29 protein-coding genes, 1 tRNA gene and 3 pseudogenes are annotated in these 26762 nt (G+C 60.5%); 17 read left to right on the top strand and 16 right to left on the bottom strand.

Annotated features, from left to right (window positions below; translation table 11 throughout):
• Window positions 1-358 precede the first annotated feature (358 nt).
• Window positions 359-646 carry an SDR family oxidoreductase gene (locus tag FJW06_RS15070; protein ID WP_210238959.1) on the top strand — a complete coding sequence of 96 codons (288 nt, stop codon included), beginning with the start codon at window positions 359-361 and terminating at the stop codon, window positions 644-646.
• Window positions 647-1132: 486 nt separating this feature from the next.
• Window positions 1133-1433 (top strand): annotated as a pseudogene (locus tag FJW06_RS15065) (transglutaminase-like cysteine peptidase); the annotation flags it as partial.
• 999 nt (window positions 1434-2432) lie between these two features.
• Here the strand turns inward: FJW06_RS15065 and FJW06_RS15060 are convergent.
• Entirely contained in the window at window positions 2433-3092 is a 660-nt protein-coding gene (locus FJW06_RS15060; RefSeq protein WP_140752966.1) for a glutathione S-transferase family protein, read from the bottom strand.
• 269 nt (window positions 3093-3361) lie between these two features.
• Entirely contained in the window at window positions 3362-3811 is a 450-nt protein-coding gene (locus FJW06_RS15055) for a Fur family transcriptional regulator (RefSeq protein ID WP_140752964.1), read from the bottom strand.
• Between the two features lie 118 nt (window positions 3812-3929).
• Here FJW06_RS15055 and FJW06_RS15050 point away from each other — a divergent pair, with 118 nt between their 5' ends.
• The 4 genes from FJW06_RS15050 to FJW06_RS15035 all read left to right on the top strand — a co-directional run bounded on the left by FJW06_RS15050 (window position 3930) and on the right by FJW06_RS15035 (window position 7225).
• On the top strand, window positions 3930-4811 hold the full coding sequence (locus FJW06_RS15050; RefSeq protein ID WP_140752962.1) for a zinc ABC transporter substrate-binding protein: 882 nt from the start codon (window positions 3930-3932) through the stop codon (window positions 4809-4811).
• Window positions 4808-5608: an ABC transporter ATP-binding protein gene (locus FJW06_RS15045; protein ID WP_140752960.1), complete on the top strand. Its 801-nt coding sequence runs from the start codon at window positions 4808-4810 to the stop codon at window positions 5606-5608. Before FJW06_RS15050 ends, FJW06_RS15045 begins: the two co-directional genes overlap by 4 nt.
• Window positions 5586-6389 carry a metal ABC transporter permease gene (locus tag FJW06_RS15040; RefSeq protein WP_210238958.1) on the top strand — a complete coding sequence of 268 codons (804 nt, stop codon included), beginning with the start codon at window positions 5586-5588 and terminating at the stop codon, window positions 6387-6389. Before FJW06_RS15045 ends, FJW06_RS15040 begins: the two co-directional genes overlap by 23 nt.
• Before the next feature lie 179 nt (window positions 6390-6568).
• Window positions 6569-7225: a DUF1007 family protein gene (locus FJW06_RS15035; RefSeq protein WP_140752958.1), complete on the top strand. Its 657-nt coding sequence runs from the start codon at window positions 6569-6571 to the stop codon at window positions 7223-7225.
• A 178-nt stretch (window positions 7226-7403) separates the two neighbouring features.
• Here FJW06_RS15035 and FJW06_RS15030 read toward each other — a convergent pair whose 3' ends face one another.
• From FJW06_RS15030 to FJW06_RS15025, 3 genes are read right to left on the bottom strand one after another with little or no spacing between them, the layout of a single operon-like run.
• Window positions 7404-8147 (bottom strand): hypothetical protein, encoded by a 744-nt coding sequence (locus FJW06_RS15030; RefSeq protein ID WP_140752956.1) that lies wholly within the window; start codon window positions 8145-8147, stop codon window positions 7404-7406.
• A 28-nt stretch (window positions 8148-8175) separates the two neighbouring features.
• Entirely contained in the window at window positions 8176-8319 is a 144-nt protein-coding gene (locus tag FJW06_RS30940) for a hypothetical protein (RefSeq protein ID WP_348644048.1), read from the bottom strand.
• On the bottom strand, window positions 8292-8720 hold the full coding sequence (locus tag FJW06_RS15025) for a HupE/UreJ family protein (protein WP_348644042.1): 429 nt from the start codon (window positions 8718-8720) through the stop codon (window positions 8292-8294). The genes FJW06_RS30940 and FJW06_RS15025 overlap by 28 nt, the downstream gene beginning before the upstream one ends.
• 402 nt (window positions 8721-9122) lie before the next feature.
• Here FJW06_RS15025 and FJW06_RS30935 point away from each other — a divergent pair, with 402 nt between their 5' ends.
• Both FJW06_RS30935 and FJW06_RS15015 read left to right on the top strand, forming a co-directional pair.
• The gene (locus FJW06_RS30935; RefSeq protein WP_348644041.1) at window positions 9123-9470 is read left to right on the top strand and encodes a sensor histidine kinase; all 348 of its coding nucleotides are present in this window, start codon (window positions 9123-9125) and stop codon (window positions 9468-9470) included.
• 1524 nt (window positions 9471-10994) lie between these two features.
• A complete protein-coding gene (locus tag FJW06_RS15015) occupies window positions 10995-11249 on the top strand; it encodes a hypothetical protein (protein ID WP_140752954.1) in 255 nt (84 codons plus the stop codon).
• A gap of 265 nt (window positions 11250-11514) precedes the next feature.
• On the opposite strand, the gene FJW06_RS15010 is transcribed toward FJW06_RS15015, so the two are convergent.
• Window positions 11515-11883 (bottom strand): PAS-domain containing protein, encoded by a 369-nt coding sequence (locus tag FJW06_RS15010; RefSeq protein ID WP_140752944.1) that lies wholly within the window; start codon window positions 11881-11883, stop codon window positions 11515-11517.
• Window positions 11884-12691: 808 nt separating this feature from the next.
• On the opposite strand from FJW06_RS15010, the gene FJW06_RS15005 reads away from it, so the two are divergent.
• Window positions 12692-12940, top strand: a complete 249-nt coding sequence (locus FJW06_RS15005; RefSeq protein WP_140752942.1) for a hypothetical protein — start codon at window positions 12692-12694, stop codon at window positions 12938-12940.
• Between the two features lie 32 nt (window positions 12941-12972).
• Here the strand turns inward: FJW06_RS15005 and FJW06_RS15000 are convergent, their stop codons facing one another.
• Both FJW06_RS15000 and FJW06_RS14995 read right to left on the bottom strand, forming a co-directional pair.
• Entirely contained in the window at window positions 12973-13368 is a 396-nt protein-coding gene (locus FJW06_RS15000) for a hypothetical protein (protein WP_140752940.1), read from the bottom strand.
• A gap of 266 nt (window positions 13369-13634) precedes the next feature.
• Window positions 13635-14282 carry an RNA ligase family protein gene (locus tag FJW06_RS14995; protein ID WP_140752938.1) on the bottom strand — a complete coding sequence of 216 codons (648 nt, stop codon included), beginning with the start codon at window positions 14280-14282 and terminating at the stop codon, window positions 13635-13637.
• A 247-nt stretch (window positions 14283-14529) separates the two neighbouring features.
• On the opposite strand from FJW06_RS14995, the gene FJW06_RS14990 reads away from it, so the two are divergent.
• Window positions 14530-15180 carry an outer membrane protein gene (locus FJW06_RS14990; RefSeq protein ID WP_246674616.1) on the top strand — a complete coding sequence of 217 codons (651 nt, stop codon included), beginning with the start codon at window positions 14530-14532 and terminating at the stop codon, window positions 15178-15180.
• Between the two features lie 267 nt (window positions 15181-15447).
• Here the strand turns inward: FJW06_RS14990 and FJW06_RS14985 are convergent.
• The 5 genes and pseudogenes from FJW06_RS14985 to FJW06_RS14965 all read right to left on the bottom strand — a co-directional run bounded on the left by FJW06_RS14985 (window position 15448) and on the right by FJW06_RS14965 (window position 17643).
• Window positions 15448-15523 (bottom strand) — tRNA-Asn (locus tag FJW06_RS14985).
• Window positions 15514-15816: a hypothetical protein gene (locus FJW06_RS14980; protein ID WP_348644040.1), complete on the bottom strand. Its 303-nt coding sequence runs from the start codon at window positions 15814-15816 to the stop codon at window positions 15514-15516. Before FJW06_RS14980 ends, FJW06_RS14985 begins: the two co-directional genes overlap by 10 nt.
• Window positions 15817-15918: 102 nt before the next feature.
• A pseudogene (locus FJW06_RS30930) lies at window positions 15919-16133 on the bottom strand (alpha/beta hydrolase); the annotation flags it as partial.
• A 45-nt stretch (window positions 16134-16178) separates the two neighbouring features.
• Window positions 16179-16952 (bottom strand): SDR family NAD(P)-dependent oxidoreductase, encoded by a 774-nt coding sequence (locus FJW06_RS14970; protein ID WP_140752934.1) that lies wholly within the window; start codon window positions 16950-16952, stop codon window positions 16179-16181.
• A gap of 82 nt (window positions 16953-17034) precedes the next feature.
• The gene (locus FJW06_RS14965; RefSeq protein WP_140752932.1) at window positions 17035-17643 is read right to left on the bottom strand and encodes an NADPH-dependent F420 reductase; all 609 of its coding nucleotides are present in this window, start codon (window positions 17641-17643) and stop codon (window positions 17035-17037) included.
• Window positions 17644-17753: 110 nt separating this feature from the next.
• On the opposite strand from FJW06_RS14965, the gene FJW06_RS14960 reads away from it, so the two are divergent.
• The 6 genes and pseudogenes from FJW06_RS14960 to FJW06_RS14935 all read left to right on the top strand — a co-directional run bounded on the left by FJW06_RS14960 (window position 17754) and on the right by FJW06_RS14935 (window position 22821).
• On the top strand, window positions 17754-18797 hold the full coding sequence (locus FJW06_RS14960; protein WP_140752930.1) for a LysR family transcriptional regulator: 1044 nt from the start codon (window positions 17754-17756) through the stop codon (window positions 18795-18797).
• A gap of 354 nt (window positions 18798-19151) precedes the next feature.
• Window positions 19152-19808, top strand: coding sequence for a hydrolase (locus tag FJW06_RS14955; protein WP_140752928.1), 657 nt, complete (start codon window positions 19152-19154; stop codon window positions 19806-19808).
• Between the two features lie 151 nt (window positions 19809-19959).
• Entirely contained in the window at window positions 19960-20628 is a 669-nt protein-coding gene (locus FJW06_RS14950) for an alcohol dehydrogenase catalytic domain-containing protein (RefSeq protein WP_140752926.1), read from the top strand.
• Window positions 20586-20927: a zinc-binding dehydrogenase gene (locus FJW06_RS14945; protein WP_140752924.1), complete on the top strand. Its 342-nt coding sequence runs from the start codon at window positions 20586-20588 to the stop codon at window positions 20925-20927. Before FJW06_RS14950 ends, FJW06_RS14945 begins: the two co-directional genes overlap by 43 nt.
• Before the next feature lie 80 nt (window positions 20928-21007).
• A pseudogene (locus tag FJW06_RS14940) lies at window positions 21008-21397 on the top strand (ester cyclase); the annotation flags it as partial.
• Between the two features lie 473 nt (window positions 21398-21870).
• Window positions 21871-22821, top strand: a complete 951-nt coding sequence (locus FJW06_RS14935) for a DUF5996 family protein (RefSeq protein WP_140753158.1) — start codon at window positions 21871-21873, stop codon at window positions 22819-22821.
• 354 nt (window positions 22822-23175) lie between these two features.
• On the opposite strand, the gene FJW06_RS14930 is transcribed toward FJW06_RS14935, so the two are convergent.
• A complete protein-coding gene (locus FJW06_RS14930) occupies window positions 23176-23871 on the bottom strand; it encodes an alpha/beta hydrolase (protein WP_140752920.1) in 696 nt (231 codons plus the stop codon).
• Between the two features lie 194 nt (window positions 23872-24065).
• Between FJW06_RS14930 and FJW06_RS14925 the strand changes: the two genes are divergently transcribed.
• Window positions 24066-25613, top strand: a complete 1548-nt coding sequence (locus FJW06_RS14925) for a winged helix-turn-helix domain-containing tetratricopeptide repeat protein (RefSeq protein WP_140752918.1) — start codon at window positions 24066-24068, stop codon at window positions 25611-25613.
• Window positions 25614-26130: 517 nt separating this feature from the next.
• On the opposite strand, the gene FJW06_RS14915 is transcribed toward FJW06_RS14925, so the two are convergent.
• Window positions 26131-26349, bottom strand: a complete 219-nt coding sequence (locus FJW06_RS14915) for a hypothetical protein (RefSeq protein ID WP_140752916.1) — start codon at window positions 26347-26349, stop codon at window positions 26131-26133.
• Between the two features lie 207 nt (window positions 26350-26556).
• On the bottom strand, window positions 26557-26736 hold the full coding sequence (locus tag FJW06_RS14910) for a hypothetical protein (protein ID WP_140752914.1): 180 nt from the start codon (window positions 26734-26736) through the stop codon (window positions 26557-26559).
• Window positions 26737-26762: the final 26 nt, after the last annotated feature.

Below are 26762 nucleotides of genomic sequence, written 5' to 3'. Positions count from 1 at the left end.
GACGGGCGAACACTCGGAGGACTTGCGCCTGCGAGAACAACGGTCATGACGAGCCGCATGCGATAATCCCCGTCGATGATCACATTCCGGCATAACCAGTTTTTGGATTATGGCGAACACTGGATCATCCAAACACTGGATCATCGAACCTGTCGGGACGCTGACAATGTGACGCCCGGATGGCGCACGGCAAAGGCGATTAGCGCAGTGACTTGCTCCCTGGGATGGGGACAGCCTTTGGGCCGCAAGCGTGACCAAGTGAGCCGATAGCACCCAATCGGCGATTCACCTCTTTACCGCCGTTTGGCTCGCCGCCGCGTTGCCCAAACCTACTCTTCAGCTCCCGAAACGGCTTCAGATGAAATCAGCAGCCTTGGAACTGGGGCAATACGGCATCACCGTCAACGCCGTGATTCCTGGCTTGGTCCATACGCCGCTCACGCGCCATAGGCAGCGCTACGCGCAAGCAATCGATGATTTGTCCAATTCTGAGCCGCTGGAGCAGCTAGAAGAGGAGGCAAAACGAAAACTTATCGTTAAATCCCCGCTCGGTCTGGCTTGGCTCCTACCTGAATCAATCGCGCCCGCGGTCGTCTTTCTGGCCAGCGACGATGCCTCTATGGTTCTGGCGCTACATACGACGTGACAGGCGGCGACAGCGCGAACATCACCGCCTGAACTCGCTAGCAGGCCTGCTTAAGACCGATCCGAAAGCCAAATCGTGAACCATCATGTCCTGTAGGGCGAATGATGGTCCGATTCGGCAAGCCTGGGAGATCTAGGCATCCGATGGCATCGAACCCGAGGTCGAGGTCAATGCCCCAGGCCAGTCCGATAGGATCATTGCGTCCGGCAATGCCTTCACAAACGACGGCACGGTGAAGGCGCTGGCCGGCACGGGCAACTATGCGCCGGAGACCTAATACACCATACTCACCGCGAATGGTGTGGGGGACCGCAGCGGCTCCTTTGATGGCGTAACCTCGAACCTGGCGTTCCTGGATCCCTCGCTCAGCTACGACGCCAACAACGTCTGCCTGACGATGTCGCGGAATGCCGTTGCGTTTCAGAACGTCGGCGTCACCCCGAACCAGACTGCCGCTGGCGGGGGGCATCGAGAGCCTCGGCCTGGGACTGCAAGATCTACGCGTTGTTCAAGCGCAAGCTGCTGCTCGATGCCGGATTTCCGCGGCAAGCGCTGCTGATGACGATCGTTTACGACCTGGACGGCGTGCGCATGCCATCCTCACGGTGAAGACTGATCGGGGCGATTTCATTCTCGACAATCTCGTCGACACATCCGCTCCTGGGATGCCACGGGTTACTACTTCCTCAAGCGCCAGTCGCAAGAAAATCCGAACATCTGGCTGTCGCTCAATCTACGCGGCGATGCCGCTTACAAGCCCGACCAGCAAGCTCAGGCAAAAAACTGATCTGATCATTCCTTGCTTACTACGGGGATGCCTCCGGCAGAAGCTCGAGTCGATTCACGTAACTTGCTTGGGCACGAAACATTGCGCGCCGCTAGTTGGCGCAAATTTGCGGGTATTCTACAAAAGCATACGGAGCTGGTCAAAGCGGACTGAGGCACGGATGGAAAACGAAAATCGGAAAGCAGGTCTTGTCGTTGGCGGGACAGGAATGCTTGCCGAGGCCACGCGCTGGGTCGCGGGCCGTTACTCGCCGACATTGCTAGTTTCTCGACATGCAAAAGATTTTGCACGGGCGACCCGAGATACGTTCGGCTAAATCTTGATTGGAAACGGTCAGATTTTGTCCCGCCATGACAATTCTACCACCAATTTTCAAGGCGCTGCTGTGGATCCATCGCCCTGAGCGCGTTCTGGAAGCGCTGATTCCAATCCTGCCTTCGAGAAACACCGTTCTCGTGCTCGGAAGTATGGATGGCCGCCCTGGCTTTCTTAAAAGCGCTGGAGGGATAGCGACAGTGCGACTTGGCTCCGTAGCGACTGACTCTGGTCGACGTTGGCTCAAGCACGAAGAAATCTGTGCGGAAGCGATCGAGGGTCTGCGAGATGGGAAGTGCCACATAGTTGGGGAGCTAACTCCGAAACGATAAATGAGGTGGTTAGAGAATGACCGTGCTTGCAACGGCGGCTAGCCTTGTCGGGACGAGTGTAGGCCCATTTTCACCGGCATCGATAGAGTGCCAGTGCCATGAAAACATACGGCTAATCGGATCGCCCTTGCGCGGCTCCGCGATGCTTTCGGCTATTGTTTCGCGACGCCGCGACTCAGCTCCTGTCGCTAATCGTCGAGGCCCATATCATCGCCCACGACAAGCCTGTGGTATCGAAGGTGACTGCGGTGCCGTGCCCTTGAGCCTGCCGCAGATCCGAGGCAACATCGAGACGCCGGATCACGTGGCGCCGGCCTGTGACGGCTTGGCGGTAGGCTCAACTAGCAGACATTTAGAGGATGTCTGCAACGGCGACCCCATTGCGTTCGGCGCAAAGACTCCGCGTGCGTTGCCATGCGGGGCGCGCGAGAGCCCTCGCGTAATACGCGCCCAACCGCGGGTAGGGTTCGAGAAGATCGGTCTTGCCAACCTCGCGCAGGGCGGTGGCGAGAAGAATGTCGGCCACGGTGAACATTTCGCTGGCGATCCACTCGCGGCCTTCGAGCCGACGCTCCAACCCGTCAAACCAGCGGCAGGCCTCCCCGACAAGAATCGCCCGCCGCTCGAAGGCACCGACGCCGCCCATGCCCGCGTCGATCCCATCGATCTGAGACAGCGGCCGCTCGACGGTTGCCAGCGCGGCAAAGCACCATTGCACCACTTCCATACGCCCAATGAAGTCAGTGGGAATCAGCTTGCCAGCCTTTTCGGCCAGATAGAGTACAATCGCGCCTGACTCGGCGACGATGACATCATCGTCATCGATGACAGGTACCTGGCGGAAGATGCTGACCTGGCTGTATGTCGGACTATCAAGCTCGCCGGCGACGAAATCAAGGGCGCGAAATCGATAGGGCAACCCGACTTCCTCAAGCGCCCATTGCGCGCGAAGATCGCGGCCATGGCCAAGCATCTCAGGATAAACGCGTCCGAAGCCATAAAGCGTGATCATTGAAATCCCTCAGTATATGTCGGCATCCATCTCCAAGACGTGGAAGAGTGCTCGGTTCCGACATTCGCTTTGAGATTTCTCGATTAAAGTTGTTCCTCAGGGCCGCCCCTCACCTCAGCCCGATAACCGCTTGCGGTTCGCCTTGTCCCTTTTCGATAGGCAGCCGCCACCGATTCCAAGTTAGCTCCAGCGGCTACCATTGCCTCGCCTGGCTCGCGGCCTCCATCTTCTCAAAGATCATTCGCTGAGCTTCACGTTGCGCCAGCTTCCTAGACTTGGGTTTTAGTGGTCGCCAGGGAAGCTAAGCCACTGCACCTGGCGCAGCGCATCTTGAGTTCAATGGCAACAGTCTCGACCTCAAAGGCTTCTTGCCTCGCCCAGGCCTCAAGCCGCCGATCGACTGTGTCGTCGTGATGCTCGACAACCGCCCCGCATCCGTCGCAAATCGCGAGGATCGTTGTTTGTCCGTGATGGGGATGCCCGTGGGTGCAGCGGACGAACGCATTGATGCTCTCAACCTTATGGACGATGCCACATTGAATCAGGCTGTTGACCGCCCGGTAGATCTGCACGGGTGACTTGATCCCGCGAGGCTTCAGTTTCCCCAAAATCTCGTAAGCGCCGATCGGCTTGTGCGCCATGACGATGGTATCCAGGACCAGCGCCTGGTTTTTCGTCAGTCCGCTGAGAATCGGACCTGCCGAGAGTGGGTGGGGCATCAATTCACATTTCTGTTATGTGATAACATCGCTTTCTCGTTGACCAACGTAATAACATAACGTACCCAATGGTCAATCGGGCGACACGGGTTGCCTCGCTCTGCAAAGGGAGAAAGACATGCGTTCCTTTCCATTCGTGGCTGCGCTGATGTTCGCGGCGACGTTGTTGGCAGGTGGTGGGGCTTGCGCCGAAGAAAAGGTGAACATCGTCGCGGCCGAGAATTTTTACGGCGACCTTGCCCGCCAAATCGGCGGCAGCCATGTTTCGGTAACCAGCATCCTCTCCAATCCCAACGACGATCCGCATCTGTTCGAAACCAGCCCCTCAACGGCGCGGATGATCGCCGACGCCAAGATCATCATCTACAACGGCGCGGACTACGATCCGTGGATGGACAAGCTTCTTTCGGCGTCGACCGGCACGCAGCGCACGACGATCGTGGCCGCGGATTTGGCCGGCAAGAAGTCGGGCGACAATCCGCATCTGTGGTACAATCCGGTGACGCTGCCGGCGATCGCCAAGGAACTCGCCACCGATCTTTCAAAGCGCGACCCCACCAATGCGGCGCACTACCAAGCCAACCTGACGAAATTCCAGTCTTCGCTCGAAGCGATCAACAAGCAGATAAGCGACGTCAAGGCGGCCTATGGCGGAACACAGGTAACCGCCACGGAGCCGGTGTTCGGCTACATGGCTGAAGCCCTCGGCTTCAAGATGCTGAACTACGATTTCCAGATCGCGGTGATGAACAATGCCGAGCCGAGCCCGACCCAGGTGGCAGCATTCGAGAACAGTCTGAAGGACGGGTCGGCCAAGATCCTCTTCTATAACTCGCAGGTGACGGACGAGGCGACGACGCGCCTTCTCGACATTGCCAAGCAGAACAAGGTCACCGTCATAGGCGTAACCGAGACGGAGCCTGCCGGCCAGACGATCCAGTCGTGGTTCGCCGGTCAGATCGGCGATGTACAGAAGGCGCTTGCCGCCCGCACACAATGAAAGTCATTGCCTTCGACAGGGTCACCTTGACCTATGGGGGACGCCGGGTACTTTCCGACGTCTCCTTTTCCATTCCTCAAGGAGCGTTCGTCGGGCTTCTAGGCGCCAACGGCGCCGGCAAGACGACTATGCTGCGCGCGATCCTAGGGCTTTTCCGTCCGGCCAGTGGCGCCATTTCCGTTCTTGGCCGGCCACCGAGACGCGGCAATCCTGCCATAGGCTACATGCCGCAGGCGCGCCGCACCGTGGCCCACGCCGGCATCAGCGGCTTCGATCTCGTCGTCACGGCGGCGGGTGGCCATCGCTGGCACTGGCCGGTTGCGTCGGCCACAGAGAAGGACGCGGCCTGGCAGGCGCTCGACGAGGTCGGGGCGGCCGACATCGCCAGGCGGCCGTTCGCGGAACTATCGGGGGGCGAGCGGCAGCGTATCCTCATCGCCCAGTCGCTGATCGGCAACCCCAGGCTGCTGCTGCTCGACGAGCCTCTGATCAGCCTTGATGCCGCGCATCAGCGCACGACCATCGAACTCGTGCATGAAGTGGGCAAGCGGCTGGGCATCGCCGTGGTCTTTTGCTCGCACGAGATCAACCCGCTGCTGCGTGTCGTCGATGCTGTGCTCTATCTCGGCAACGCACACGCTGCTATCGGCAGCGTCGACGAGGTGATCAACGGTCCGGTTCTGTCGGAGCTCTACGGAACGCATATCAACGTGGTTCGCGTCGCCGGACGCATCTTCGTCATGGCCGATGACGTCGAACTGGAGGGTGCAGCGCATGTCCACGATGTTTCACTATGAGTTCATGCGCAACGCCTTCGCCGCATGCACCGTTGTCGCGATCGTGACCGGGGCGGTCGGCTATTTCCTGGTGCTGAGAGGCCAGACCTTCGCCGGGCATGCGCTGGCCCATGTCGGATTCCCCGGCGCGACCGGCGCCGGCTTGCTCGGCCTGTCGCCATTCTTCGGGCTGACCGTCTTCACCGTCCTGGCAGGCATCGGCATCGGGCTTCTGGGGGAACGGGCGCATCGCGACGTCGCGATCGGGATCGTGCTGACTTTCTCGCTCGGTCTCGGCCTGCTCTTCCTGCATTTTTATACAGCCTTCGCGTCGCAGGCGACGAATGTACTGTTTGGCAATGTGCTCGGCATCAGTTTGCGGACCGTCATCATCCTTGCAGCTCTGTCGGTGGTGATCCTGGCCGCTTTGATCTTCATCTCCCGGCCCTTGCTCTTCGCCAGCCTGCAGCCCGAACTGGCGGAGGCGAAGGGCATTAACCTCGATTTCGTCTCGACCATGTTCATGATCATCGTCGCCGTGACGACCGCCGAGGCCACGCAGATCGTCGGCGTGCTTCTGGTTTTCGCTCTGATGGTCGCGCCGGCGGCAACGACGCTGCGGCTTTCGCGAGGGATTCTGCGAGGCATCCTCCTTTCGATAGGCCTTGCGGTCGCCATCGCCTGGATCAGCCTGTGGCTTGCGTTCGAAACAGACTGGCCGACAAGCTTCTGGATCACCTCGCTCGGTGCCGCCGCCTATCTGGTCGCGGGCATCATCCAACGCGTGAAGGCGACCCATTGATCTACTAACTGGAACCGCATCGGGCCTCATTGTCGGGCGACGGGTTGGTCGATTGTCTGTGCGGCCCTTCAACGCGCCTGAACACGCGTGATGCGCTCAGTGTTGGCGCGGTCCCAATTTCGCCGGCTTTCTGGCGATTGTCGGGTCCATCTCCGAAGTCGATGGAATCGCAGCCCGGAATGCATTTGAAACGGCAAGCAGCCATGCTGGCTTCGGCCCTCGCGGCCACGTTCGCTTTGGTCGAGCAGGCCGAAGTGCACCCACATGTCTTCGCCGAAGCCCGCCTCGACGTCATCCTCAGCCAGGATCACCAAAGTGTGACGGCGCTGCGCCACCTTTGGCGCTTCGACGACCTGTTTTCGAGTACAGTGATGATGGAGTTCGACAAGAACTCCGATCTGAAACTTGACGACAAAGAGCTCAAGGAAGTGGCCGACACCGTCCATTCCTCGCTGGCCGAGTTCAACTACTTCCAGCTCGTCACCCAGGACGGCAAGGACGTGCCCATGGTGCCGCCGGCGCATCTGATGGCCAAGTTCGAGAACGACCAGCTGATCATCCTGTTCGAGTCGCAGCCGAAGGCGCCGATCAAACTGACTGGCAAGATTGACATCGGCGTCTACGATCCGACCTTCTATACGGCGATCGACTTCACCGACGACGCGAACCTCACAGTCAAAGGCCTGCCCTCGACCTGCACCAAGAAGGTCATCCGTCCCGATCCTGACGAGGCGATCAAGGAAAACCAGAAGACCCTGACGGAGGCGTTCTTCAACGATCCGACAGGCACGAACATGAGCAAGATCTTCGCCACCAAGCTTGAACTGAACTGCTAGACTAGCTCGATATATTTCGCCGGTTACGGCGTATCGGCAACCGCATCCATTCGGGCGCGCGATGGGCGCCGCTGCCTTCATCTTCGTCGTTGGCCAGCTGCTTCTATCGGGTAGCCTGTCGGAGGGCGTCTAACGGCCGGAAGGCGCTACCGGTCGTCAGCGACGACGTATGCTATGTTTACGGCATCGGCTTGTGATCGTGCGGTGAGGAGTCGCGAGGTCGACCCATTTGAGGTGCAGGCTCAGAGCGATAGCTCCCGGTGCCGATCCCCTCGTCTGGAACCACCAAAGATTGAGGCAAGGCTGCCGGGGGCTTGGCGGCGATCGCCGTGCCGCCAAGCAGAAGTCCGATCGCGACCAGCCAGCTGCCCAGGATGCGTGCGCCGATCCCAAACCAGGCGGGCCGGAGAAGCCGCCCGGTGAGGCCGACGGCGACGATGACCCAGAGGGCGACGACGGTACCCAACAGCGCTATCCGGGGATCGTTCAAGGTGGGGTCGGTGAGCTTTGTGACGACAGCAAGCAGCGCGCCGACGGGCAATGCCGACAGAGGGATCGTCCAGGTCCTGAACCGGCCGGAAACGACGAGGACGATGCCGACGATCAGCAGCGAGAACGGGGCGGTGAGGAAAGCGTGGGTTGTCGCGCCCGGAACATGAGCCATAAGGGCGAGGTATGGATCGTAGATCAGGGCTCCGGCCACCTCGCCCAGCAGAAAGGCCGCGACGGTGAAAACGACGGGCCTTGCACCCATCAGGGCGGTTGCAATGCCAAGTCCGACGAGCGGCAGAATGCGCTCGGGCGAAAGGGCGCTGTTGAGCACCCACCACGACGTCTGCGTCCGTTCGGAAAACACTGCCAGCGCAGCGACCACGGCGAGCCCGGCGACAGTCAGGACGGGGCCGGACCATCGAACCAGCAATCGCCCCGCCGAACGGCTGGGATTTGCTTTAGGCCGAAAGGAAATAGACGCCTCCCGCCGCGATCAACCCGCCCAGGCCCCGCGACAATCGTCCGCCGAAGGCCTTGCCCAGCAGAAGTCCGAATCCGATGCCCAGCAGGTGGATCAAGCCTGTCGCGATGACGAAGCCGATGGCATAGTCGGCCGGGTCGGCCGCGTACGGCAGTTCCGCGCCGTGCGCGTAACGTGGCAGATGGCGAACACGGCAATCATGAGCAGCGCGACCCATTCCGGTGGCCGCCAGGCGCATGCGATGGCCAGCCCCAGCGCCAGGATCGACAGCGCGATGCTGATCTCGACACCGGGAAGCGGGATGCGCGCAATTCCGGCGATGCCGCCCATGACCATAATCAGCGGGAATGCGACCGGCAGCGTCCAGATCGAACGCCCGCCGATCTGGGCGCCCCACAATCCGACGGCGAACATCGCCAGGAAATGATCCAGCCCGGTGAGTGGATGTTCGAAGCCGCTGCCAAATCCACCACTGCCCGATTGAACGATATGCGCGTGCGCCATCGTGGATATGGACGTCAACGCCGCTGCAGTTGTCGTGAGGCGGCAAAAATGCCGGCACCTCCGAATTCGGTTCCGGCTGGGCGGGGCTGCTGCTTCCACTCGAAAAATCCCCGTCATTCACGATCCTGCTGCCATGCCAATGGCAACTGCCATTGTCGAGTCATCAGGACAGGGCTTATACGCGCTATTCGCAAGACAGAGAAGCGGACAAGCCGAGGCCAGGTCAGGCCATGCTCAGTCACACGGGGGCAGGCCAGGGTCCGTGCTTGTCCACGAGGACCTGCGCATACGGCCATTGCTAGGGCAGCGCTTCCGTTCAATATGGAATGACCTCCGCCCCTCCATGAGAACAAGCGTCGTCGTGCGAGCCTGCCCATCCTCAATGACAATCGCAGTTCGATATCCGTCGTATTTGATTTCATGGAGCCACTCACCGCCCGTCAGTTAGAAGTGAAGTCGTATATCGAACAAAAGCAGGAGATATCAGACCGCCAGAAGTTGCTGATCCGGGAACTCCATCATCGCGTGAAAAATACGCTTGCCAGCGTGCGGGCCATGATGAGCGCAACCGCACGCAACAGTGGCAAAGTCGAGGATTTCGTTCGCGATTTTTCAGCAAGGATTGTTTCGCTGGCCGACACGCACTTCATGCTGACGGAACGGCTTCCTTGCAGAAGTTGCTGGAGGGAGAACTTCGCCACTACGATACGAGGGACGCTCCGCGCGTTACGCTCGAGGGGCCAGAAGTGGCCCTTGTCGCGGATATAGCGGTTCCCGTTGGCATGGGCTTCCACGAGCTTGCGTCGAACTCGGCAAAGTTCGGTGCACTCTCGCGGCCAGGCGGTCGTCTTGACATACGCTGGACGGTCGAGCGATCCGGTCAGAATCCAGTCGTGAGGCTAGACTGGCAGGAACGGAACGGTCCTCGGGTGCGCAGGCCGAGGCGCCGGGAGTTTGGCACGACGCTTCTCGAAAAGGTTGTCGCTGTACAGTGTCATGCCAATGTCGAATTGCATTACCGCCCCGACGGCTTCCATTTCAATATGGAGTTGCCCCTTCGTGTGACCCGATTGGTGCCGACGTACTAAAGCAGAGCGTGGAACGGTCTACTAAAGCGGGTCGCGATCTTCAGATTCGCTCTATCGCTTTATTGGTTTTGCGTGTGCATTTTCCGCAAAACCGCTTCGCACTTTCGGAAACATGCTTTAAGGGCGCCTGAAGATGTGTTGCGCTTCCGTTGCTTAGGGCTGGGTCCTCGGAGTACTCATCGGATCGCCTGAAATGCTCATATAGGCTTTATCGCCACTAAAAAGCGTCATCGTGCCGAGCTGTTGACCGGGTCCCCGCCTCGACTCGCTGTCTCGGCCCTGGTGGCGCTTCACCACAAGACCGGGCTGGCCGGCCGGGCTGTTGCCCCTCTGGCGTTGGCGCATGAGGGATGGAGAGAAGCGTTCACCGCAGAAGATCCGGCAGCCACAGCGCCCTGGCGATGTTCCTGATTCACGACGTGCTCGCCTGGCCGCAGAATGGCGGCTTGGGCCTTGTTTGGGAGGAGATTGCGGCACCACCCCACCGACGCGTCGACAACAAGGATTTGGAACGCTGGCGGGTGATGCAACAATTCGGAAACAGCTTCAGGTCGCTGCAACGCGATTGTTCGGCGCAAGGTGAGGATCGTAGCTGAAGCCCCCAACGTCACGGCCTCACGGTTAAGGGGAGGCTTTCCGCGATTGTCGAGCAGGGTGGCATCCCTCAACGGTCATGCAATCGATTGCAAGCGAGATTGTGGCGCACCTCTCCCTGGCAGCGGTCACAATCTACCGTTTTACCGGGACACCCTCTTCTGTGGGTTCCTCCCGGGCAACAGGTGCCTGCCGACGCATCCCACCTGCTGCAGACGAATATCTTGGCACCTCCGTGACAGGTGGAACATGCGAGAGATCCGGTATTTTCAACATCGCTAATGCACATCGTGCCGATTTGGCGAATTAAGCGCCTCTGGCAATTATCTTTTGATAGATGCACCCAAAAATGGTTCGGCCGCCGCCCCGACGCAGCTCCGATGCCTCTTGCCGCCAACGGTGCGCCTTTTGATGACATCGAGGCCGAACGCGACCGCGTTTGCCGAACCACACCGCTGGAGTCGATGAGGCCCGTCGCCACGGGGCCTTTCTCCTCGCCGGCAGGAGCTTCTTCCTTGAACTCGCTCGCAGAGAGAAGTTTTCCGACGTACCAAATCGGCGGAACCGAGGAACGAGATTGCCGTTCTCTCATGCCAATCAGGAGCGCTCAATGTTCAACCCATGGGTCGATCTCTCATTTTCGATACTGGAGGCACAGCAAGTGATCTGGCTTCGAGGTATGCGAATTGCCAGTGGCGGCAAAGCGGCTGAACGCGAAGCCAAGTTGATGATCGGTGAAAAAATCGAGGCTGCCGGCCGCGCAACAATGATGCTCGCCATGGGCGCACCAGCAGACAAGGTTGTAAGTTATTATGGCGGGAAGATTAGGGCTAATAGAAAGCGGCTATTGCGGTCGCCTGCCTGACCTAGCAGCTTGCCACGCACCACCGCGGGGCCCAGCATAAAAGATGAGCTGCAGGATCGCTTCGAAGGTCACTCCCGCGTTGCGCCTGCATTAAGCGCGGCCTGCGTATGCGTGGCAGTGTTCCAAGCGTAACGCAGCAGGCGGTCACCCCGAGTTCGGGGCCAATCCATCGCCGCTGAGTCCGTCGCAATGCCGCCAAGGGCGCATTCTTTCGATATGTCCGGGTCCTAATCGAACATAATCCGAGCGGTACCTCTTTTGGCGATCAACGCTCTCCGAGCTTCCTGAATCCGTAGGCGTCGCCGGTCATCGGCGACGTTTCAGCGGCGAGCCTCAGTTCGACGATTTCGCTGAGCATCGCACCGGCGTGCAGTTTCTCGGGCGGGATGCGATAGATTTCCGCGTAGCGGCGATTGCACAGGATCAGCCGTTCGTCCGGGTCGAAAAAGCAGATGCCTTGCGAGATGCTGTCGATCACCGTCTCGAAGCGCCGTGCCTGTGCTTCGAGCGCCGCGTTCGTGGCTCGAAGCGCGCCCTCCAGGGTTTCGTAGGAGGCAAGGGCCAATTTCGACAGTGTAGCCAGCTCGGGATGGTCCGAAGCCTTGGCGACGCGTCTGGATGGTTTCGTCGCCAAACAGAATTCCTCCGGTTCGGCCTGCTGAGTCATAGAAGTTGGCCGAAATCGAACAAAGGTCCGCGCAAAGTAATCGAGAGCTACTAACTGTCTGTGAACGTCTGCCGGAAACCGGTTCGTTAGTAGGCGCCTGCCGCGACGACCCACGGCATCCATATGATAACCAGCTTCGCAGACGTCTTTTACTGGTTGTTGGAATAGCGAAAATGGGCCTTGAGCGTAAGTGTTGCGAGTAGAAAGTCGGCATTGGCGTGCCAAGTTTGAGATGCTGCATCCCTTTGAGTTCATGCGCCCCAAAGGGATGTAGCTTAAGGCCGACCATACGCCACCCGCTGGTTAGGCCGCCGGTTATCAAAGTCGGTTTGGGCAGCTGCTCGATCGCGACAAGCTTGCACCAACATAATGCTGCCATCTCTGCCTTCGTGCGCTCCCGGATGCTGGAGCGTGAGCCGATTGACGCCAAGGTAGCCAGGCCTGGATGGACCAGCCTGCTTCCCGGCGAAGCCGCGTCAATCATCGGCACGGGTCGCAGCCGACGACGGTCATAGTTGGCGGCCGTCGCTGATTAAAGGACTCGTTACGTCGGTGAGCAGTTGAAGCCGCAGAATGGTTGGCAGCAGCGCGACAACTGCCTGATCGTGCCGGCGCAAGCGCGGATGTCTCGGGCCAGTGTCTGGACTACTGGCCGTCTTACGAGCGCCTGTCGCCTTCGTAGCGGACGGCCTATCTAGACGGGCTAGCCACCGACAGCGCAAACCCCGCGACACCCGTAGGTTATGTGTTCCTTTAGGGTCTGGAGCGCCGGCTCATGCTTGACCCGGCGATCGACGACCGCGATCCCGTTCTCGCCGAAGTCGAGCGCCTGATCTCCGTCTGTGGCGAGATCCGATCGTTCAGGCGCTACAGCGCAGAACTGCTCGGCGCCGCTCGTGCGTTTGAAGTCATGTCGGATCATGAGGGCGAGCCTGCCATTGGACTCGAGGACCTGCCGATCGCATGCGCGGTTCGGTGTGATCGCACCAAGCAACCTGTGCCGGGTGAAGCTCGAAGGCGGTAAGGTCGAGGAGTTCGCCTCCATCGAGGAGCTGGTCAAGGTTTGGGCGGTTGACTAGGCAGCCACATAATCTTGCCCTCGGCTTTCGCGATCGCATCCTCAACCTGATCCCATGCCTGGTTCGCGTGGTCAGGACGATGAGCCCGGATCGCCATCAACGCCGCCAGCATTTCATTAGCAGCAGCTAGAATAGTCGCGTGTGCCTTGCGTTCAGCCTTGATCTTCCGAGGCATTCGATGCGTAGACGGCAATTTGGCGATCAATTTATCGCCGTCTCGAACTTCCCATTGCCCTAAGTGATTCCTGATGGCGATCCAGCGGGATATTTCGTTGTTCACTAAATTCACCACGCGTAGCCGACCGCTTCCCGATCTCGTCGTTGCTAAATTGAAGATGTCAGCAACACAACCCTTGGATTTCAAGTAATGCACGACATCATCAAGCAGATCATCACCACGACCCTGGGCTCCCGGGGATCGATATCGCCATGCCTACGCCTACCGGACGTGGGTCGAAACACAGGCGAAGGCGTGAGCCACCACCAACCTTGTTCGCAAGATGCTGACCGATGCCGAGAGTGCCGGTCTGCACATCTCCGTCACCTGCGGTGGCGAGATTGACTACCGCGGCTATCACGATGCGGCGGCCGAAGCCGCGGAGGCGCCTGCTCCGACGACATCGACATCACCCTTCGTGACTACGGCAAGCCTGTCGGCTGAGCCAGGTGCTCGAGCGTGGCGGTCGCCTCCTCGGCTCTCACCTCCGAAAGCAACACGTCGCGCGGCAGGTCGTAGAAAAGGTTCTGGGCGATTTCCGTATCAATGCCCAGGAAGTCGGCGGCCATCGGGTCGATGTCGTCGGACTCGGCGTTAACGCCGTCCTCCCCGCTCGCGCCGGTCGCCAGGAGATAGGTCTTCGACAATCGCCCGTGGTGGGCGTAGTAGATCGTCGCGGCATCGGCCAAGGGATCCAGCGCCGACTCAGGCAGGGGCGTCTCGGAGCGCGTGGGGCTTCGTGGCATGTGGACGCCGATATTGGAACACACGCGCCGGAAGTAGTTCCTGACCTGGTATTCGCCGTCGCAAATCTCCTCCTCCTGGTTCGCCGAGCTTGGGGATCTCTTCCTCGTTGCGCTCGACCCAGCGACGAAGCCGAGGTTGTCGGTCGCCTTGCCAGGCGCGATCCAGCGGCTGCGCGAGCCGACGCCGATGATCTTGCCGTCCTCGATGACGACCTGGCTGTTGGTGCCGTCGAGCTTCTCGGTGATGACGTAGCCGAAGGACTTGTTGGCTCGGCTGATCTTGCCGAAGTCGACGACCGGACGATCGAAGATCGGGACGGGCATTCTCGTCTCCTATATCAATAAGTGTTTACCTTTTTATAGCGAGCGACGAATTGGAGTGCTGTGGGATCGTCACGGGACTGTGCGCCACACGCAACAGCTGTGGCTTCTATGCATCACCCGAGGGAATAGTCCCGCCGTCGGATGTGGGAGCGTTGACAACGGAAGGTGTCCGCGACATCGCTATCCCACTCGGATGGTGACCTTGGGGCATCCACCCGACCTAAGCAGGCAACAAAGGGTTATTCCCGTGAAACAGATTCTTCTTGCTACCGCTCTCGTCTTGGCTACCAGCACAGCCTACGCGGCTGATGTTTTGCAGGAGGCGCCGGTCGCTGCTTCCTATGACTGGACGGGCGCATATATCGGTGTGAACGCCGGCGGCGGTTTCGGCACGTTCAGTCTTGATCCTGCCGGCGGCGGCCCTGGTGGCTTCGACCTCAGCTCGAGTGGCTTCCTGGGCGGTATTCAGGCCGGTTACAACTGGCAGGTTGGTCAATTCGTCTACGGCGTTGAAGCCGACTTCCAGGGCTCCGACATTAAGGCCGAACTGTCGCTCGGCGGCCCTTCTCTGGAAACAAAGGTTGATTGGTTCGGCACGGTGCGTGCTCGCATTGGCTATACGCCCGTCGATCGCTTCCTGGTCTATGGCACTGGCGGCTTGGCCTACGGTCACGAAAAGCTCGACACATCCGCGCTGGGCGGGCCTAGCTTTTCGAAGACCAGGGTCGGCTGGACCGTTGGTGCGGGCGCTGAATACGCAATCACCAACAATTGGTCCTTCAAGTCTGAATATCTTTATACGGATCTGGGTAAGCAGACGTTCGATGTCGGAGGGCCCGGTGTCGAGGTCAAAGTGCCCTTCCACACCGTTCGCGTCGGTCTGAACTACAAGTTCTGATTTTTCGGCGGACCTGACAGAAAGCCCCGGCAGATTTGTCCGGGGCTTTTTCGCGCTCTGCATCACAAATTCTTGAGCCCGCCGGTTGTTGCGGGCACCTCACCCAAACAGGTCTCCCTGTGTGGGTACAGGCCTGGCTCCGGCTGCTCCACGCACCGCGATGCCCTCGCAGAAACGTGGCATTCGAATTTCGCTGTAGAGTTTTTTCTTGAGGGCTTTCCACGGGCTGACCTCGCTCCGCAGATGACGCCCTGTTGTTCGGCAATTTGGCTGGGAAGGCAGGGCTCGAACCTGCGACACACGGGTTAACAGTCCGCTGCTCCACCAACTGAGCTACATCCCAAGGTGCTCAGGCGCGACCCGAGTTTTTGCGGGCGATAGGCTCGCCTGCACCTTGCGCAGCTGCGGCTTTGATCCGCTGGCGTTCCGGTCCGCGCCCGGAGCACTGTCAGGATCGCCGACACGCATGGTTAGCGCGAACGTCGAGAAGCCGGAGACAATCTGCGGCACAGAGCGGTAGTTTCGCTTCAGTCGACCACGTTTGCCGCCGAGAAAATCCTCCTTGCCAAACCGGGTCATGTTGAAGGACGACGCGCCACGGAAGCGGTCGATCGACTGCTTGGCGTCGTCGACCATCCATAGATTGCGGCCGTCTGGACGAAGCGCGCTCTCAGCAACCGTACGCTGCTGCGGTTCACGTCCTGGTATTCATCAACTAGAAAGCGGGAGCCGCATTGTTGGATGGAAGGCCGCGATGTAGACGACCGCCGACACCTTCGCCCGCCTCGGGCACGACCACGCCGCCATAGGAGTGCCTACGAGCACCACCTGTCCCGCAGCCGCTGCGATAGCTCGCTTGGTGACGGCACGTCATCCGCCGGCGAGGTCGTTGGGTTCTGCATGATCGTGACGTCATATCCATCCTTCTTCGGGATGTCGTAGACGCCGTGCCACTCCAGAGCCCGGTCGGCGCAGGTACACCGGGTTAAGACAATTGATTAGTACGCGAAGCCGCCGATGGTCATTCCCCCGTCGACGATCAGCATTTGCCCGAAAACATAGCTTGAAGCGTCTGAGCAGAGCCAAACGGCGGCTTCCGCAATCTCGCTCGGCTTACCGCCTCGCTTGGCGGGTATGGCGTTCGTTGTCTGCGCCGCAAAGGCTGGATTCTGGGCGCTTGCCGCTGCGACCATTGGGGTATCGGTCCACCCCGGTGCCAAGGCGTTCACTCGAATCCCGTGAGCGGCGTTCTCCATCGCGGCGACCCGCGTCAGCCCATGAATGCCATGTTTCGACGCCGCATAGGCACACATCCCGCCTGGGCCAGTCAGTGCCGCTACCGAGGCCGTGTTGCAGATCACACCACCGCCGCTGCGCTTCAGAAGCGGAATCTCATGCTTCATGCAGAGAAAGACGCTGCGCAGGTTGACGCGCAAAACTTTGTCGAAATCATCCGTGGGATAGTCTTCGATCCGATGCGCACCACCTGTGATCCCCGCGTTGTTGAAGGCAGCGTCCAGCCGACCCGCCTCGGCGGCGATGCGCGAGAGCAATACCGCGACGTCCTCCTCTGACGAAACGTCGACACGGGCGACCTGCGCTTTACCGCCCGCTTTTTCGACGAGAGCCCGGGTCTCCGCGAGGCCCTGCTCATTGATGTCCGCGCCGAAGACAATGGCGCCGCGAGCGGCGAACGCCAAGGCGGCCTCCCGACCTATCCCCGACCCGGCGCCTGTGACCAAAACCACCTTGCCATCGAAATCATTTAACATGACGTGCTCCTGCCGAAACCTTCACTCTCGCGGCAATGGCTTTCGCCATTGCTGCCAGTTGCGTTATTCGTGCGCGGCCAGATCAGGCCATCTTGATCAGATCCTGAGCGACCAGGGTGCCGCCAAACTGCTGCAGATGGCTGGCCTGCCGCAGCGTGCCGAGGTCAAGCGCTGCATAGCCGAGGCGCTCGATGAGAGCGGCAACCTGGGACCTGGCGCCGCCGTCATCACCAGACAATGCCACAACGCGTCGGCCGCCCGCGTGTGCTGGCGGCGCTTCCAGTTTTGCGGCCGGGACCGTATTGAAGGCCTTCACGACACGGGCGCCGGGAAACGTCTCCGCAACGACCTCCGTTGAGAGCCGTCCGCCCAGGTCGGCAGGCTTGAACGACGGAAAGTCAATCGCATTGCTCGCGTCGATCACCAGGCGATTGTTCCAGTTTGCACCCGCGGCATTCGCGTTCTCGACGAACGCCTGAATGGCACCAAAGGGAATCGCCAGGATCACCACGTCGGCGTGGACCACGTCACCGATGGTGGCAGGCCTGATGTTGGGACCGAGTGCGCGGACCATGTCTGTGAGCGACGACGGTCCCCGGCTGTTAGCTACCATCACATCGATGCCTTGGCGCACGAACTGCGTTGCGATGGCATGTCCGATGGCGCCAGATCCGATTATCGCATAAGTCATTTTGCTCGGTCCCTCAAACGTCGGTGGAGTGGTCTGTTGCGTAGGCTAATGCTGCTGACCTAGGGTGCGAAACTTGTAAAAATTCGAGTCTTCTATTCGAGGAAATCGGTATGTCTGATCCCGGCACGCCAACATTTGATCAGTTGCGAGTGTTTCTAACAGTGATCGATGTTGGAAGTTTCGCGGGCGCAGCGCGCCAACTCAACCGGGCCACTTCGGTTATCAGCTACACGATCACCAATCTGGAAGCGCAGCTTGGCGTCACGCTTTTTGAAAGGGATTCCACCCGCCGGCCTCGGCTCACCGACGACGGCAAAGCGCTGCTTTCGGAAGCCCGCAATGTCGCCCTGGGCTTCAATCGATTGCGTGCGAAGGCGAAGGGTCTTCATCAAGGCCTCGAACCGGAGGTTCACGTCGCCCTCGACATGATGCTGCCGGCATCGCGCATCGTTGAGGCGCTCAAAAACTTCCGGGAGGAATTTCCCACCGTCCCGCTCAAGTTGAGGGCGGAAGCATTGGGTGCCGTGACGCAGCTCGTCCTTGATCGCACGTCGATGATTGGCGTTCGCGGACCGCCCGACGTGGAAATCGACGGACTGGAGCGGATCGGCGTGGGAAGTGTTCACCTGGTTCCAGTCGCCGCACCCGACCACCCCCTGGCGTCCCAGGTAAATGTTCTCGGGGCAGGGCGACATCATGTTCAACTGGTCCTTACCGATCGGACGTCGCTTACCGCTGGTGAGGACCTGGGCGTCATGGGCACCCACACCTGGCGCGTCGCCGACCTGGCCACGAAGCACATGCTGCTTCGGGAGGGTATTGGCTGGGGGACTATGCCGGAACCCATGGTCCGCGAAGACCTCGCGTGCGGCAAGCTCGTTTTGCTGGACCTGCCGGACTTCAAAGGCGGTCACTACCGCTTCTTTGCGATCCATCGGACGGACATGCCTCCGGGCCCGGCCGCCTCTTTCCTGATCAACCAGTTCGAATGGCAATCCCACGGCATGAACGGTGGCACCTTTGCATCGACAGATGCAGCCCCGACCATTGTTGTCGATACCTCCGCCCCTCGCGGCGCAGTACAAATCGAAAGCCGGCTCATCCACGGGCGACCGACGTCAAATCGAGCGATGAAACCAAGAACCGCGAGCTAGGCGCCGCCCACTCCAGCGGTCTTAGGGAAGCATCGCTCTGCCGTGACTATCCAAAGATCTCCTTTCTTCATCGGACCGCCCGAGCCATCGGCCTTTCACCGTGGCGACGGCCTCGCCGCGAGACCGCTCCTCTCACGCAGTGCAAGCCAACGGTAGGTCCGATGGTCGGCACGCCTCGTGACCGCTTGTCGATCGCATCGAACGTCACGCGCGACCGTATCTGGCTGTTCGCCTCAGGCGATTACGGTCAAGTCTGAGCCCGTACTAAACCAGATATTCGATCACTTGATTTGAAGATCGATCCATCATGCAGATGAGCGCAGGCCGACTGCGAAAATAACAAAAGGAAATTATATGGCCGCTGCAGTATTCCCCAAGGTTGGTCTTGAGGCGATGTTGACGCCCGAAAATTGCGTCCTTGTGCTCATCGATCATCAGGCGTTCCAGGTTGCGGGTGTTCGAAACATCGACCCGCAAATCATGATCAACAACACGGTTGCTCTCGCGAAGGTGGCCAAGGCCTTCAACGTCCCGACGCTTCTGACAACGGTGATCAAGGATCGCGGTGGTGAGCTTCTCAAGCCGATCCAGGAGGTGTTTCCCGATCAGGTGCCGATCGACCGGACCACTATCAACACGTGGGAAGACAAGGCCTGCGTCGACTGGGTGAAGAAGACCGGCCGGAAGAAAGTCGTCATCGCTGGCCTCTGGACCGAAATATGCCTCGCTTTCCCCGTGATCCAGGCGCTTGGCGAAGGCTGGGAAGTCTATTTTGTGACCGACGCTTCCGGCGGCGTCAGCACCGAAGCGCATGATCGCGGCGTTCAACGGATGATCCAGGCCGGCGGCGTGCCCCTGACCTGGATAGTGTTCGCATCAGAACTCCAGCGCGACTGGGCGCGGGAATCGACCGTTCCGGCGTTGGCGCAGGTGCTCCTGGACCACGGGGGAGCGACCGGCACCAGCCTGGCGTGGGAGTGGCAACTCCTCGGCTCGCACGGCGGAGCCTGACGGCACGGTGAAACCCGCAGCCAGGCTGTCGCGGGGCTTCACCTTTCGGACCTCATGGTTACTGCCGCATGACCTCCCCCGGCCTTCGATCGCTCTTTCAATCCGCATCGAAGTGTAGCCCGGTGAAAGTTCTCATCTCTGGAGACTGGCGATGACGACGATGCGCGCCATTCGCTTTTCAGCCTTTGGTCCGCCCTCGGTCCTGAGCGTCGAGGACATTGCCAAGCCTGTCCCGCAAGCTGGCGAGGCGTTGGTGAAAGTGGATGCTTCCGCGATCAACCCCAGCGACGTGAAGTTTGTCTCCGGCGTGTTCAGTCCGACGCTGCCGCGCACGCCTGGCCGGGACTATGCCGGGACGGTGGTCGCAGCTTCGAGCCGTTGGGCGGGCAAATCGGTATGGGGCAACGGCGCCGGTTTCGGCATCGGCCGCGACGGCTCCCACGCCCAGTTTGTCGCCGTGCCGGAAGATTGGCTTTCGGAGATGCCGGCGAACCTCTCGGTGGAACAGGCCGCCACCGTCGGCGTCCCCTTTGTCACGGCGTGGTACGCGCTTGTGGTGGCGAGTGATATCCGGGCCGGCGAAACGGTACTCATCACCGGTGCGGCCGGTGCCGTTGGCCGCGCGGCGATCCAGATTGCGCACTGGAAGAAGGCCCGCGTGATCGGTGCCGACATCAACATGAGCCAGGATTCTGAGGCGGATGTCTTCATCAACACGAAGACCAAAGACCTGCCCACCATGGTGGCGGCGCTGACCGAGAACAAAGGTGTGAACTTGTGCTGGACGCCGTCGGCGGGCCGGTCTTCGAGCCCGCGATGAAGTCAATGGGTCTGGACGGTCGTCAGGTGGCGATCACAAGCGTCGGTTCGCGCCGCGTCGAATTCGATCTGATGGACTTCTATCACAACCGGCAACGTTTGATTGGCGTTGATACCGCCAAGCTCACAGGCGTGGAAATCGCGGCGATCCTGAACGACCTTCGCCTTGGTTTCGAGAGCGGCGCGTTGCGACCGTCGCCGGTCAAGACCTGGTCACTGGATGATGCGGTGAAGGCCTATGAGGTGGTCGCCGCCGGCGATGCCTCGGCAAAACACATCCTAAATCCGCAAGGAGCTTAGCCGCTTCACCATTACAAGAAGGATCCGCTGATGTCAGACTCCGAAGCCAACAAAGCCGTCGTGCGTCGCTATTTCGAGATGTCAATTCCGGCGACCTCAGTCAGCTCGCCGACATTGTGTCGCAGGACTATGGCGACAAGCTCGAGGGGCAGACGTCAGGGATTGAAGTCATCCGAAGTTACCTCGAAGGCCTGAAGGCCAGTTTCCCCGACTTCACCTGGACCATTGAGCAGATTATCGGCGAAGGCGATCGGGTGGCGGTGATGAACCGCGTCAGCGGCACCCAGGTGAATGATTTCGGGGACATCAAGGCGACCGGGAACCGCGTCGATTTCGCGGCCTTCCAGTTCTACCGGATCGCCGATGGCAAACTCGCGGAGCACTGGGAAGTCGCTGACTCGCCAAGTTCCAGGAGCAACTCACCGCAAAACCTGCCGCGTCGGCCTTCAAGTCCTTCCAAAATAACCTGAAGGGCTGATCTCCAAACGACGCATAGAAGCGGCGTATTGTTGAACCCGTTGTCCGCGGCCAGGGCGAACGCCGCATCGGCCTTAGCCGAGCGTCGTTGCAGAGATTGGACATCATGTGCTGAGCTGACACGCCCCAAGCGGCGCGGTGCTGCGCATCGTTCACCAGCGGCGTGTGTCATGCTCGTCAAGTGCGAACACCAGCCGGGGTCAATGGCTGAGAGTCGACTTCGTGGCCTCCCAGACCGAGTTGGCCCGTCAAGCGCCTCAAGGAAGATGTGATGCAAGGCTCGTCCATTGGCGAAGCCAACGCTCCGCCATAGCCGCAAGCCGGCGACCGCCATGTGGCATGCTGGTCGCTCACGAATATCGACCATCGCTCCGAGCCCCGAATGGGCTGCCAGTATGCAGGCACGTTCCCTATAGTGCGCGTCTATCGCGGCCTGCAGTCAATCGCATCGAACCCAGGAGAAGCCATGTCGTCTGCCACGAAATCGGAACGCTGGCCGGATCTCCCTTTCGCCGCCTGGAAGGACACATATGAAACCCTACACCTTTGGACTCAGATCGTCGGCAAGATCCGCTTGATGCACGAGCCTTGGCTGAACCATTCGTGGCATGTGCCTCTCTATGTGACGGTTCGCGGCTTGACGACCTCGCCGATTCCCATGGGTGGGCGAGCAGTCCAAATGGATTTCGACTTCATGGACCATCTGCTGTGGCTGAGGACGAGCGACGGTCACATCCGCCAGATTATGCTCGCGCCAAAGACAGTGGCGGAGTTCTACGACGAAGTGCTGGTCGCGCTCGACGAACTCGGGCTCACGACGCCGATCTTTGGCCGGCCATCCGAGATCGCCGACGGTATTCCGTTCGAGCAAGACCGAGTCCACGCCTCCTACGATCGCGACTATGCCAACCGCTTCTGGCGCATCCTGCTCTCGACTCACGAGGTCCTTTCGCGATTTCGCACCGGTTTTCTGGGCAAGGTCAGCCCGGTCCATTTTTTCTGGGGCGGCTTCGACCTAGCGGTCACGCGCTTTTCAGGCAAACGGGCGCCGCGGCATCCGGGCGGCATTCCGCACTTGCCCGATGCCATCACCCGGGAGGCCTATTCGCATGAGGTGAGCAGCGCCGGGTTTTGGCCGGGCGGCGGCCTCATCGACTACGCAGCCTTCTATTCCTATGCCTATCCTTCCCCGGAAGGCTACGCCTCCGCGGCGGTCCAGCCGCAACAAGCATTCTTCTCCAAGGAGTTCGGTGAATTCCTCTTGCCCTACGACGAGGTACGTCAGGCTGGAAGCCCGGAAGCCATGCTCATGTCGTTTCTGCAGAGCACCTACGATGCGGCGGCCGATCTCGGCAAATGGGATCGCGATGCGCTAGAATGTCCCGTCGGCGAGCCCTGCCGGCCACGCCCGCTTTAGATTAGGTCCGCAACGGTGACGTGGCAGATAAGGCGTCCTGGCCGAAAGCTGCTGCTTCGCGACATGATCGAAAGAAAACTTAGGCAGCCAAGTTTGCGAACCGCTTGCCGTATTCCGCCGGCGTCACGCGCCGGTGTCGCAGCCTCTCTTGGACGGCTCGCGGTGAGGTCGAATTTTTGCGTTTATAACCCCTTTCGACGAGGTTGTGGTGGCACCTTTCGTCGGTTCTGCCGCGCAAAGACGCTAACCTTGGCAATGTTTCGTGTATTCCCTCGTCAACACGGATGCAAAACATCCTTCGCATAAATCACTCGGGCGCCCACCAAGCGCCCGAGTGATCTTAGTAAATGGGTTTCAGTTCCTCGCGCCGACGGCCTGCCTGATGAGATCGGCAACGGCCTTGGGGTTGGAGACGTAGACAGCGTGGCTGCCGGGCACTTCCACTGTCGTCGCCTTGGCGCGGGTGGCCATCTGGCGCTGCGCCAACGGCGGGATCATATGGTCGTCGGTGGCGACGAGGTACCAGGACGGCTTCTCCTTCCAGGCCGGCTGGGTAACCTTGCCTTCCAGCGCCGCCACACCCCACGGGACCTGCGAGTCCGCCATAAAGGAGGCGAGGGAAGGACGCACGTCGGCGGCGAAGGATGCGGCGAACTTTTCCTTATCCAGCATCAGGAAGCCGTCGACGGGCGGCAGGATCGGCGGCACCGAGGCGCCGGGAGGCGGGTTGGCGATCAGCGCCGAGACGGACTCGCCAGCATCGGCCGCGAAGGCCGCGATATAGACGACGGCCGAGACTTTCGCATCGGTCCCGGCCTCCGACACCACGAGGCCGCCATAGGAATGGCCGACGAGGATGACATTGTGCTTGGCTTCGGCGATAGCGCGCTTGGTCACCGCGACATCGTCGGCGAGCGAGGTGGTGGGATTCTGGGCGATGATGACCTCATGGCCGTCCTTCTTGAGCTCGTGATAGACCCCTTCCCAGCCGGAGCCGTCGACGAAGCCGCCATGTACGAGGACGATGGATTTTGCAGTGTTGTTCGACATTTGAGTTCTCCTTTTTTCAAAGCGTCGGCAGATGAAAGCGCTATTTGCAGGAGGACTATGCGACGGCGCGGCCAAGCTCGCTTTGAGACGGCCTTCAGGAGGTCTTGATTTTCGCTTGAGATGCCTTTGATTTTGCGTCCACCAGCCGGCTATATAGTTGAGCGCCTTTTCGGCGCGGCTTGGAGCAGATTGTTTTGTCATATCATTTTGAGGATTTTGCCCTGGACGGCGAGCGGCGCGAGCTGCGCCGAGGCAACGACCTAATCTCTGTCGAGCCGCAAGTATTCGACCTTTTGCAATATCTTATCCGCAACCGCGACCGGGTGGTGAGCAAGGACGACCTGGTCGACGCGGTCTGGCAGGGGCGCATCGTCTCCGACGCCACTTTGGCGAGCCGTGTCAACGCCGCCCGTACCGCGCTCAAGGATAGCGGTGAGGAGCAGCGGCTGATCCGAACCATCCTGCGCCGTGGCCTGCGCTTCGTCGGCGCTGTGCGCGAGGAGCACGCAGCGGCGAAGGCCGCGCCGGAGCAGCCCAGGTCCGACCTCGGCATTCCGGCCCGTCCCTCCATCGCCGTGCTGCCCTTCCAGAACATGAGCGGCGATCCGGAACAGGATTATTTTGCCGACGGCATGGTCGAGGACATCATCACCGGATTGTCCCGCATCCGCTGGCTGTTTGTCATCGCACGGAACTCTTCCTTCACCTACAAAGGCCGCGCGGTTGACGTGAAGCAGGTCGGCCGCGAACTCGGCGTGCGCTATGTGCTGGAAGGCTCGGTGCGCAAGGCGGGCAACCGGGTGCGCATCACCGGCCAGCTGATCGATGCTGACGACGGTAGCAATATCTGGGCCGAACGCTACGACCGCGAGCTGACCGACGTGTTCGCCCTCCAGGACGAGATCACCGTCTCCGTGGTCGCGGCGATCGAGCCGAACCTGCGCCGGGCCGAGATCGAGCGCGTCAGGCGCGACCGCCCCGACAGCCTCGACGCCTATGATATGCTTTTGCGCGCCCTGCCCGACGTTTACACCTTCATGCCGCAGGGTGCCGTCAAGGGTCTCCCGCTGCTCCACCAGGCCTTGGCTATCGAGCCGGATTACGCGCTGGCGCATGGCTTCGCCGCCTGGGCGCACCAGACGCTGTTCATCCGCGGCGGCCTGCGGAGCGAGCACCGCGACAAGGCCGCCCGCCACGCCCATGCCGCGATCGAACATGGAGCTGGCGACGCGATGGCGCTGGCGCTGGCCGGCTTCACCATCGGCCTGGTCGAGCATGACCGCAGGCTCGCAGACGAGGCGTTCTCGCAGGCCCTCGCCCTTAGCGCCTCTTGCGCCTTCGTCTACGCCTTCGGTTGCGTGCCGGTGGCCTATAGCGGCGATGCGGCGCGCGCCATAGCCTGGTGCGAGCAGGCCATGCGGCTCTCCCCGCTCGACGCCATGAGCTGTATACCGCAAGGTGTCATCGGCTTCGGCAATTTCCTGTCGGGGCGCTACGAACAGGCCGTCACCGCCGGCCGCCGCGCGGTGGAGATGAACCCCGGCTTCAGCATCCTGCATGGCTGGCTAGCGGCGCCGCTGGCAAGGCTCGGGCGCATCGAGGAAGCCAAGGCGGCGGGCGCACGGCTAATGGCGCTTGACCCGCATTTCACGATCGGCGGCTGGTCGGCGGCGGTGGGCATAGCGCCCAGCATTCTGGGTGAAGTTACCGGAGCCATGCAGTTGGCCGGTCTGCCAGACTAGGCGGACGGCCAAGGAGTCGATGTCGAGCTCTCGGCTCAACGGCTCTCACGACGGACCTCACAATACGACCAGCCTTCACGCTGCCCGATCCGAGAAAATGCTTGTGAGCGCGATGGACGGCTCGTCAGAGGCAAGGCCGAAACGGGCTTCACGCATCTTGAGGAGCTGGCAGCCGCGAAGTCGCTGTCCGAGCGCTTCGAACTACAGACCGCTTTCTTTCACAAGCAGATCGGAAAAATCCGCCGAGCAGGCCAGGAGGCCTCTAGGCCGCGATGATGAGGGCTGGCAAGGATATGTCCAAGCGAAGGGACGCAAGGCTCCATGATTGCCTCAGGCATCCGAGACCGAAGGCCATGCCTGTCTCTGGGGTGTATTGCACCTGTCTTCTCCCATTTGGTCGGACGGCGTTTGTCCGCCCGACCGCTTCGGAGTGATATCGCTGGTTTCGAGGTTTCCAGCTTGTCCGCAACAAGTTGCAGAGTGATCAACAATCACTAGGACGCAGCGGCTCGCCTCGCTAAGCGTCGCCGCTCACTCGGCCCGCGATAGCGAACGCCTTTCCGTGGTCCGGGTCGGCGTTAGCGATAATCGAAAAGAACGCCGCACGGGCGATGTCCTTCTTTGACGCGTCCGGGTGTTCCTTCCTTGCCGCCTTCAATAGTTTTTTCGGCGTAATATCGGGCGCCACAATCCGCATCAGAGTGTCGCTGATCGTCTGTAATTGCGTTGCATCCATTGGGAAACTCCGTCCCTGGCCCTCCGCCAGGAACTTTAGCAGAGCGCCTTCGTTAGCTGAAACTAAATTCACGGTTACGATGGAAGACGAGTCAGCGCACGTTCCGGCTGCGTCGGCTGTCTCATAGGGCGAAAGCGCTTCTCGGCAACGGCGTCAACCCGCCGGCCGGCCAGTGCCGCTCGGAAACGCGGAAGCCATGCCGACGGTTCAGTCTTCCTTCAAATCTTCGGCTTCGTCCTTGAGCTTGGTCCAGTCGGCACCATGCTTTCGCAACAATGCACGCGCCTGTTTCGGCGTGACGGCGGCAATTTCCGTCAGGTGCTCTACCTCCAGCTCTTGCCCCTTCACCACGCGGCTCGCCTCCTTCTTTTTTTCTTTGGTGGCCATCTACCTGTGTCCTTCTCTCGCATCAT

Origin of the sequence: Mesorhizobium sp. B4-1-3 (genome assembly GCF_006439355.1) — a bacterium.
Classification (GTDB): domain Bacteria; phylum Pseudomonadota; class Alphaproteobacteria; order Rhizobiales; family Rhizobiaceae; genus Mesorhizobium.
The sequence above is the reverse complement of the archived record's forward strand: the minus strand, read 5'-3'. Positions and strand labels throughout refer to the sequence as shown.

Excerpts from the sequence above, each read along its gene's own strand:
- FJW06_RS14930 (WP_140752920.1), bottom strand. The coding sequence starts at position 23,871 with ATGTCGAACAACACTGCAAAATCCATCGTCCTCGTACATGGCGGCTTC.
- FJW06_RS15060 (WP_140752966.1), bottom strand. The coding sequence starts at position 3,092 with ATGATCACGCTTTATGGCTTCGGACGCGTTTATCCTGAGATGCTTGGC.
- FJW06_RS14965 (WP_140752932.1), bottom strand. The coding sequence starts at position 17,643 with ATGACTTATGCGATAATCGGATCTGGCGCCATCGGACATGCCATCGCA.
- FJW06_RS15005 (WP_140752942.1), top strand. The coding sequence starts at position 12,692 with ATGCTTGACCCGGCGATCGACGACCGCGATCCCGTTCTCGCCGAAGTC.
- FJW06_RS15040 (WP_210238958.1), top strand. The coding sequence starts at position 5,586 with ATGTCCACGATGTTTCACTATGAGTTCATGCGCAACGCCTTCGCCGCA.
- FJW06_RS14950 (WP_140752926.1), top strand. The coding sequence starts at position 19,960 with ATGACGACGATGCGCGCCATTCGCTTTTCAGCCTTTGGTCCGCCCTCG.
- FJW06_RS14955 (WP_140752928.1), top strand. The coding sequence starts at position 19,152 with ATGGCCGCTGCAGTATTCCCCAAGGTTGGTCTTGAGGCGATGTTGACG.
- FJW06_RS14910 (WP_140752914.1), bottom strand. The coding sequence starts at position 26,736 with ATGGCCACCAAAGAAAAAAAGAAGGAGGCGAGCCGCGTGGTGAAGGGG.
- FJW06_RS15045 (WP_140752960.1), top strand. The coding sequence starts at position 4,808 with ATGAAAGTCATTGCCTTCGACAGGGTCACCTTGACCTATGGGGGACGC.
- FJW06_RS15050 (WP_140752962.1), top strand. The coding sequence starts at position 3,930 with ATGCGTTCCTTTCCATTCGTGGCTGCGCTGATGTTCGCGGCGACGTTG.
- FJW06_RS30935 (WP_348644041.1), top strand. The coding sequence starts at position 9,123 with ATGGAGCCACTCACCGCCCGTCAGTTAGAAGTGAAGTCGTATATCGAA.
- FJW06_RS14915 (WP_140752916.1), bottom strand. The coding sequence starts at position 26,349 with ATGGATGCAACGCAATTACAGACGATCAGCGACACTCTGATGCGGATT.
- FJW06_RS14935 (WP_140753158.1), top strand. The coding sequence starts at position 21,871 with ATGTCGTCTGCCACGAAATCGGAACGCTGGCCGGATCTCCCTTTCGCC.
- FJW06_RS14995 (WP_140752938.1), bottom strand. The coding sequence starts at position 14,282 with ATGCCCGTCCCGATCTTCGATCGTCCGGTCGTCGACTTCGGCAAGATC.
- FJW06_RS14970 (WP_140752934.1), bottom strand. The coding sequence starts at position 16,952 with ATGTTAAATGATTTCGATGGCAAGGTGGTTTTGGTCACAGGCGCCGGG.
- FJW06_RS15055 (WP_140752964.1), bottom strand. The coding sequence starts at position 3,811 with ATGCCCCACCCACTCTCGGCAGGTCCGATTCTCAGCGGACTGACGAAA.
- FJW06_RS14960 (WP_140752930.1), top strand. The coding sequence starts at position 17,754 with ATGTCTGATCCCGGCACGCCAACATTTGATCAGTTGCGAGTGTTTCTA.
- FJW06_RS15015 (WP_140752954.1), top strand. The coding sequence starts at position 10,995 with ATGTTCAACCCATGGGTCGATCTCTCATTTTCGATACTGGAGGCACAG.
- FJW06_RS15070 (WP_210238959.1), top strand. The coding sequence starts at position 359 with ATGAAATCAGCAGCCTTGGAACTGGGGCAATACGGCATCACCGTCAAC.
- FJW06_RS14980 (WP_348644040.1), bottom strand. The coding sequence starts at position 15,816 with ATGGTCGACGACGCCAAGCAGTCGATCGACCGCTTCCGTGGCGCGTCG.
- FJW06_RS15035 (WP_140752958.1), top strand. The coding sequence starts at position 6,569 with ATGCATTTGAAACGGCAAGCAGCCATGCTGGCTTCGGCCCTCGCGGCC.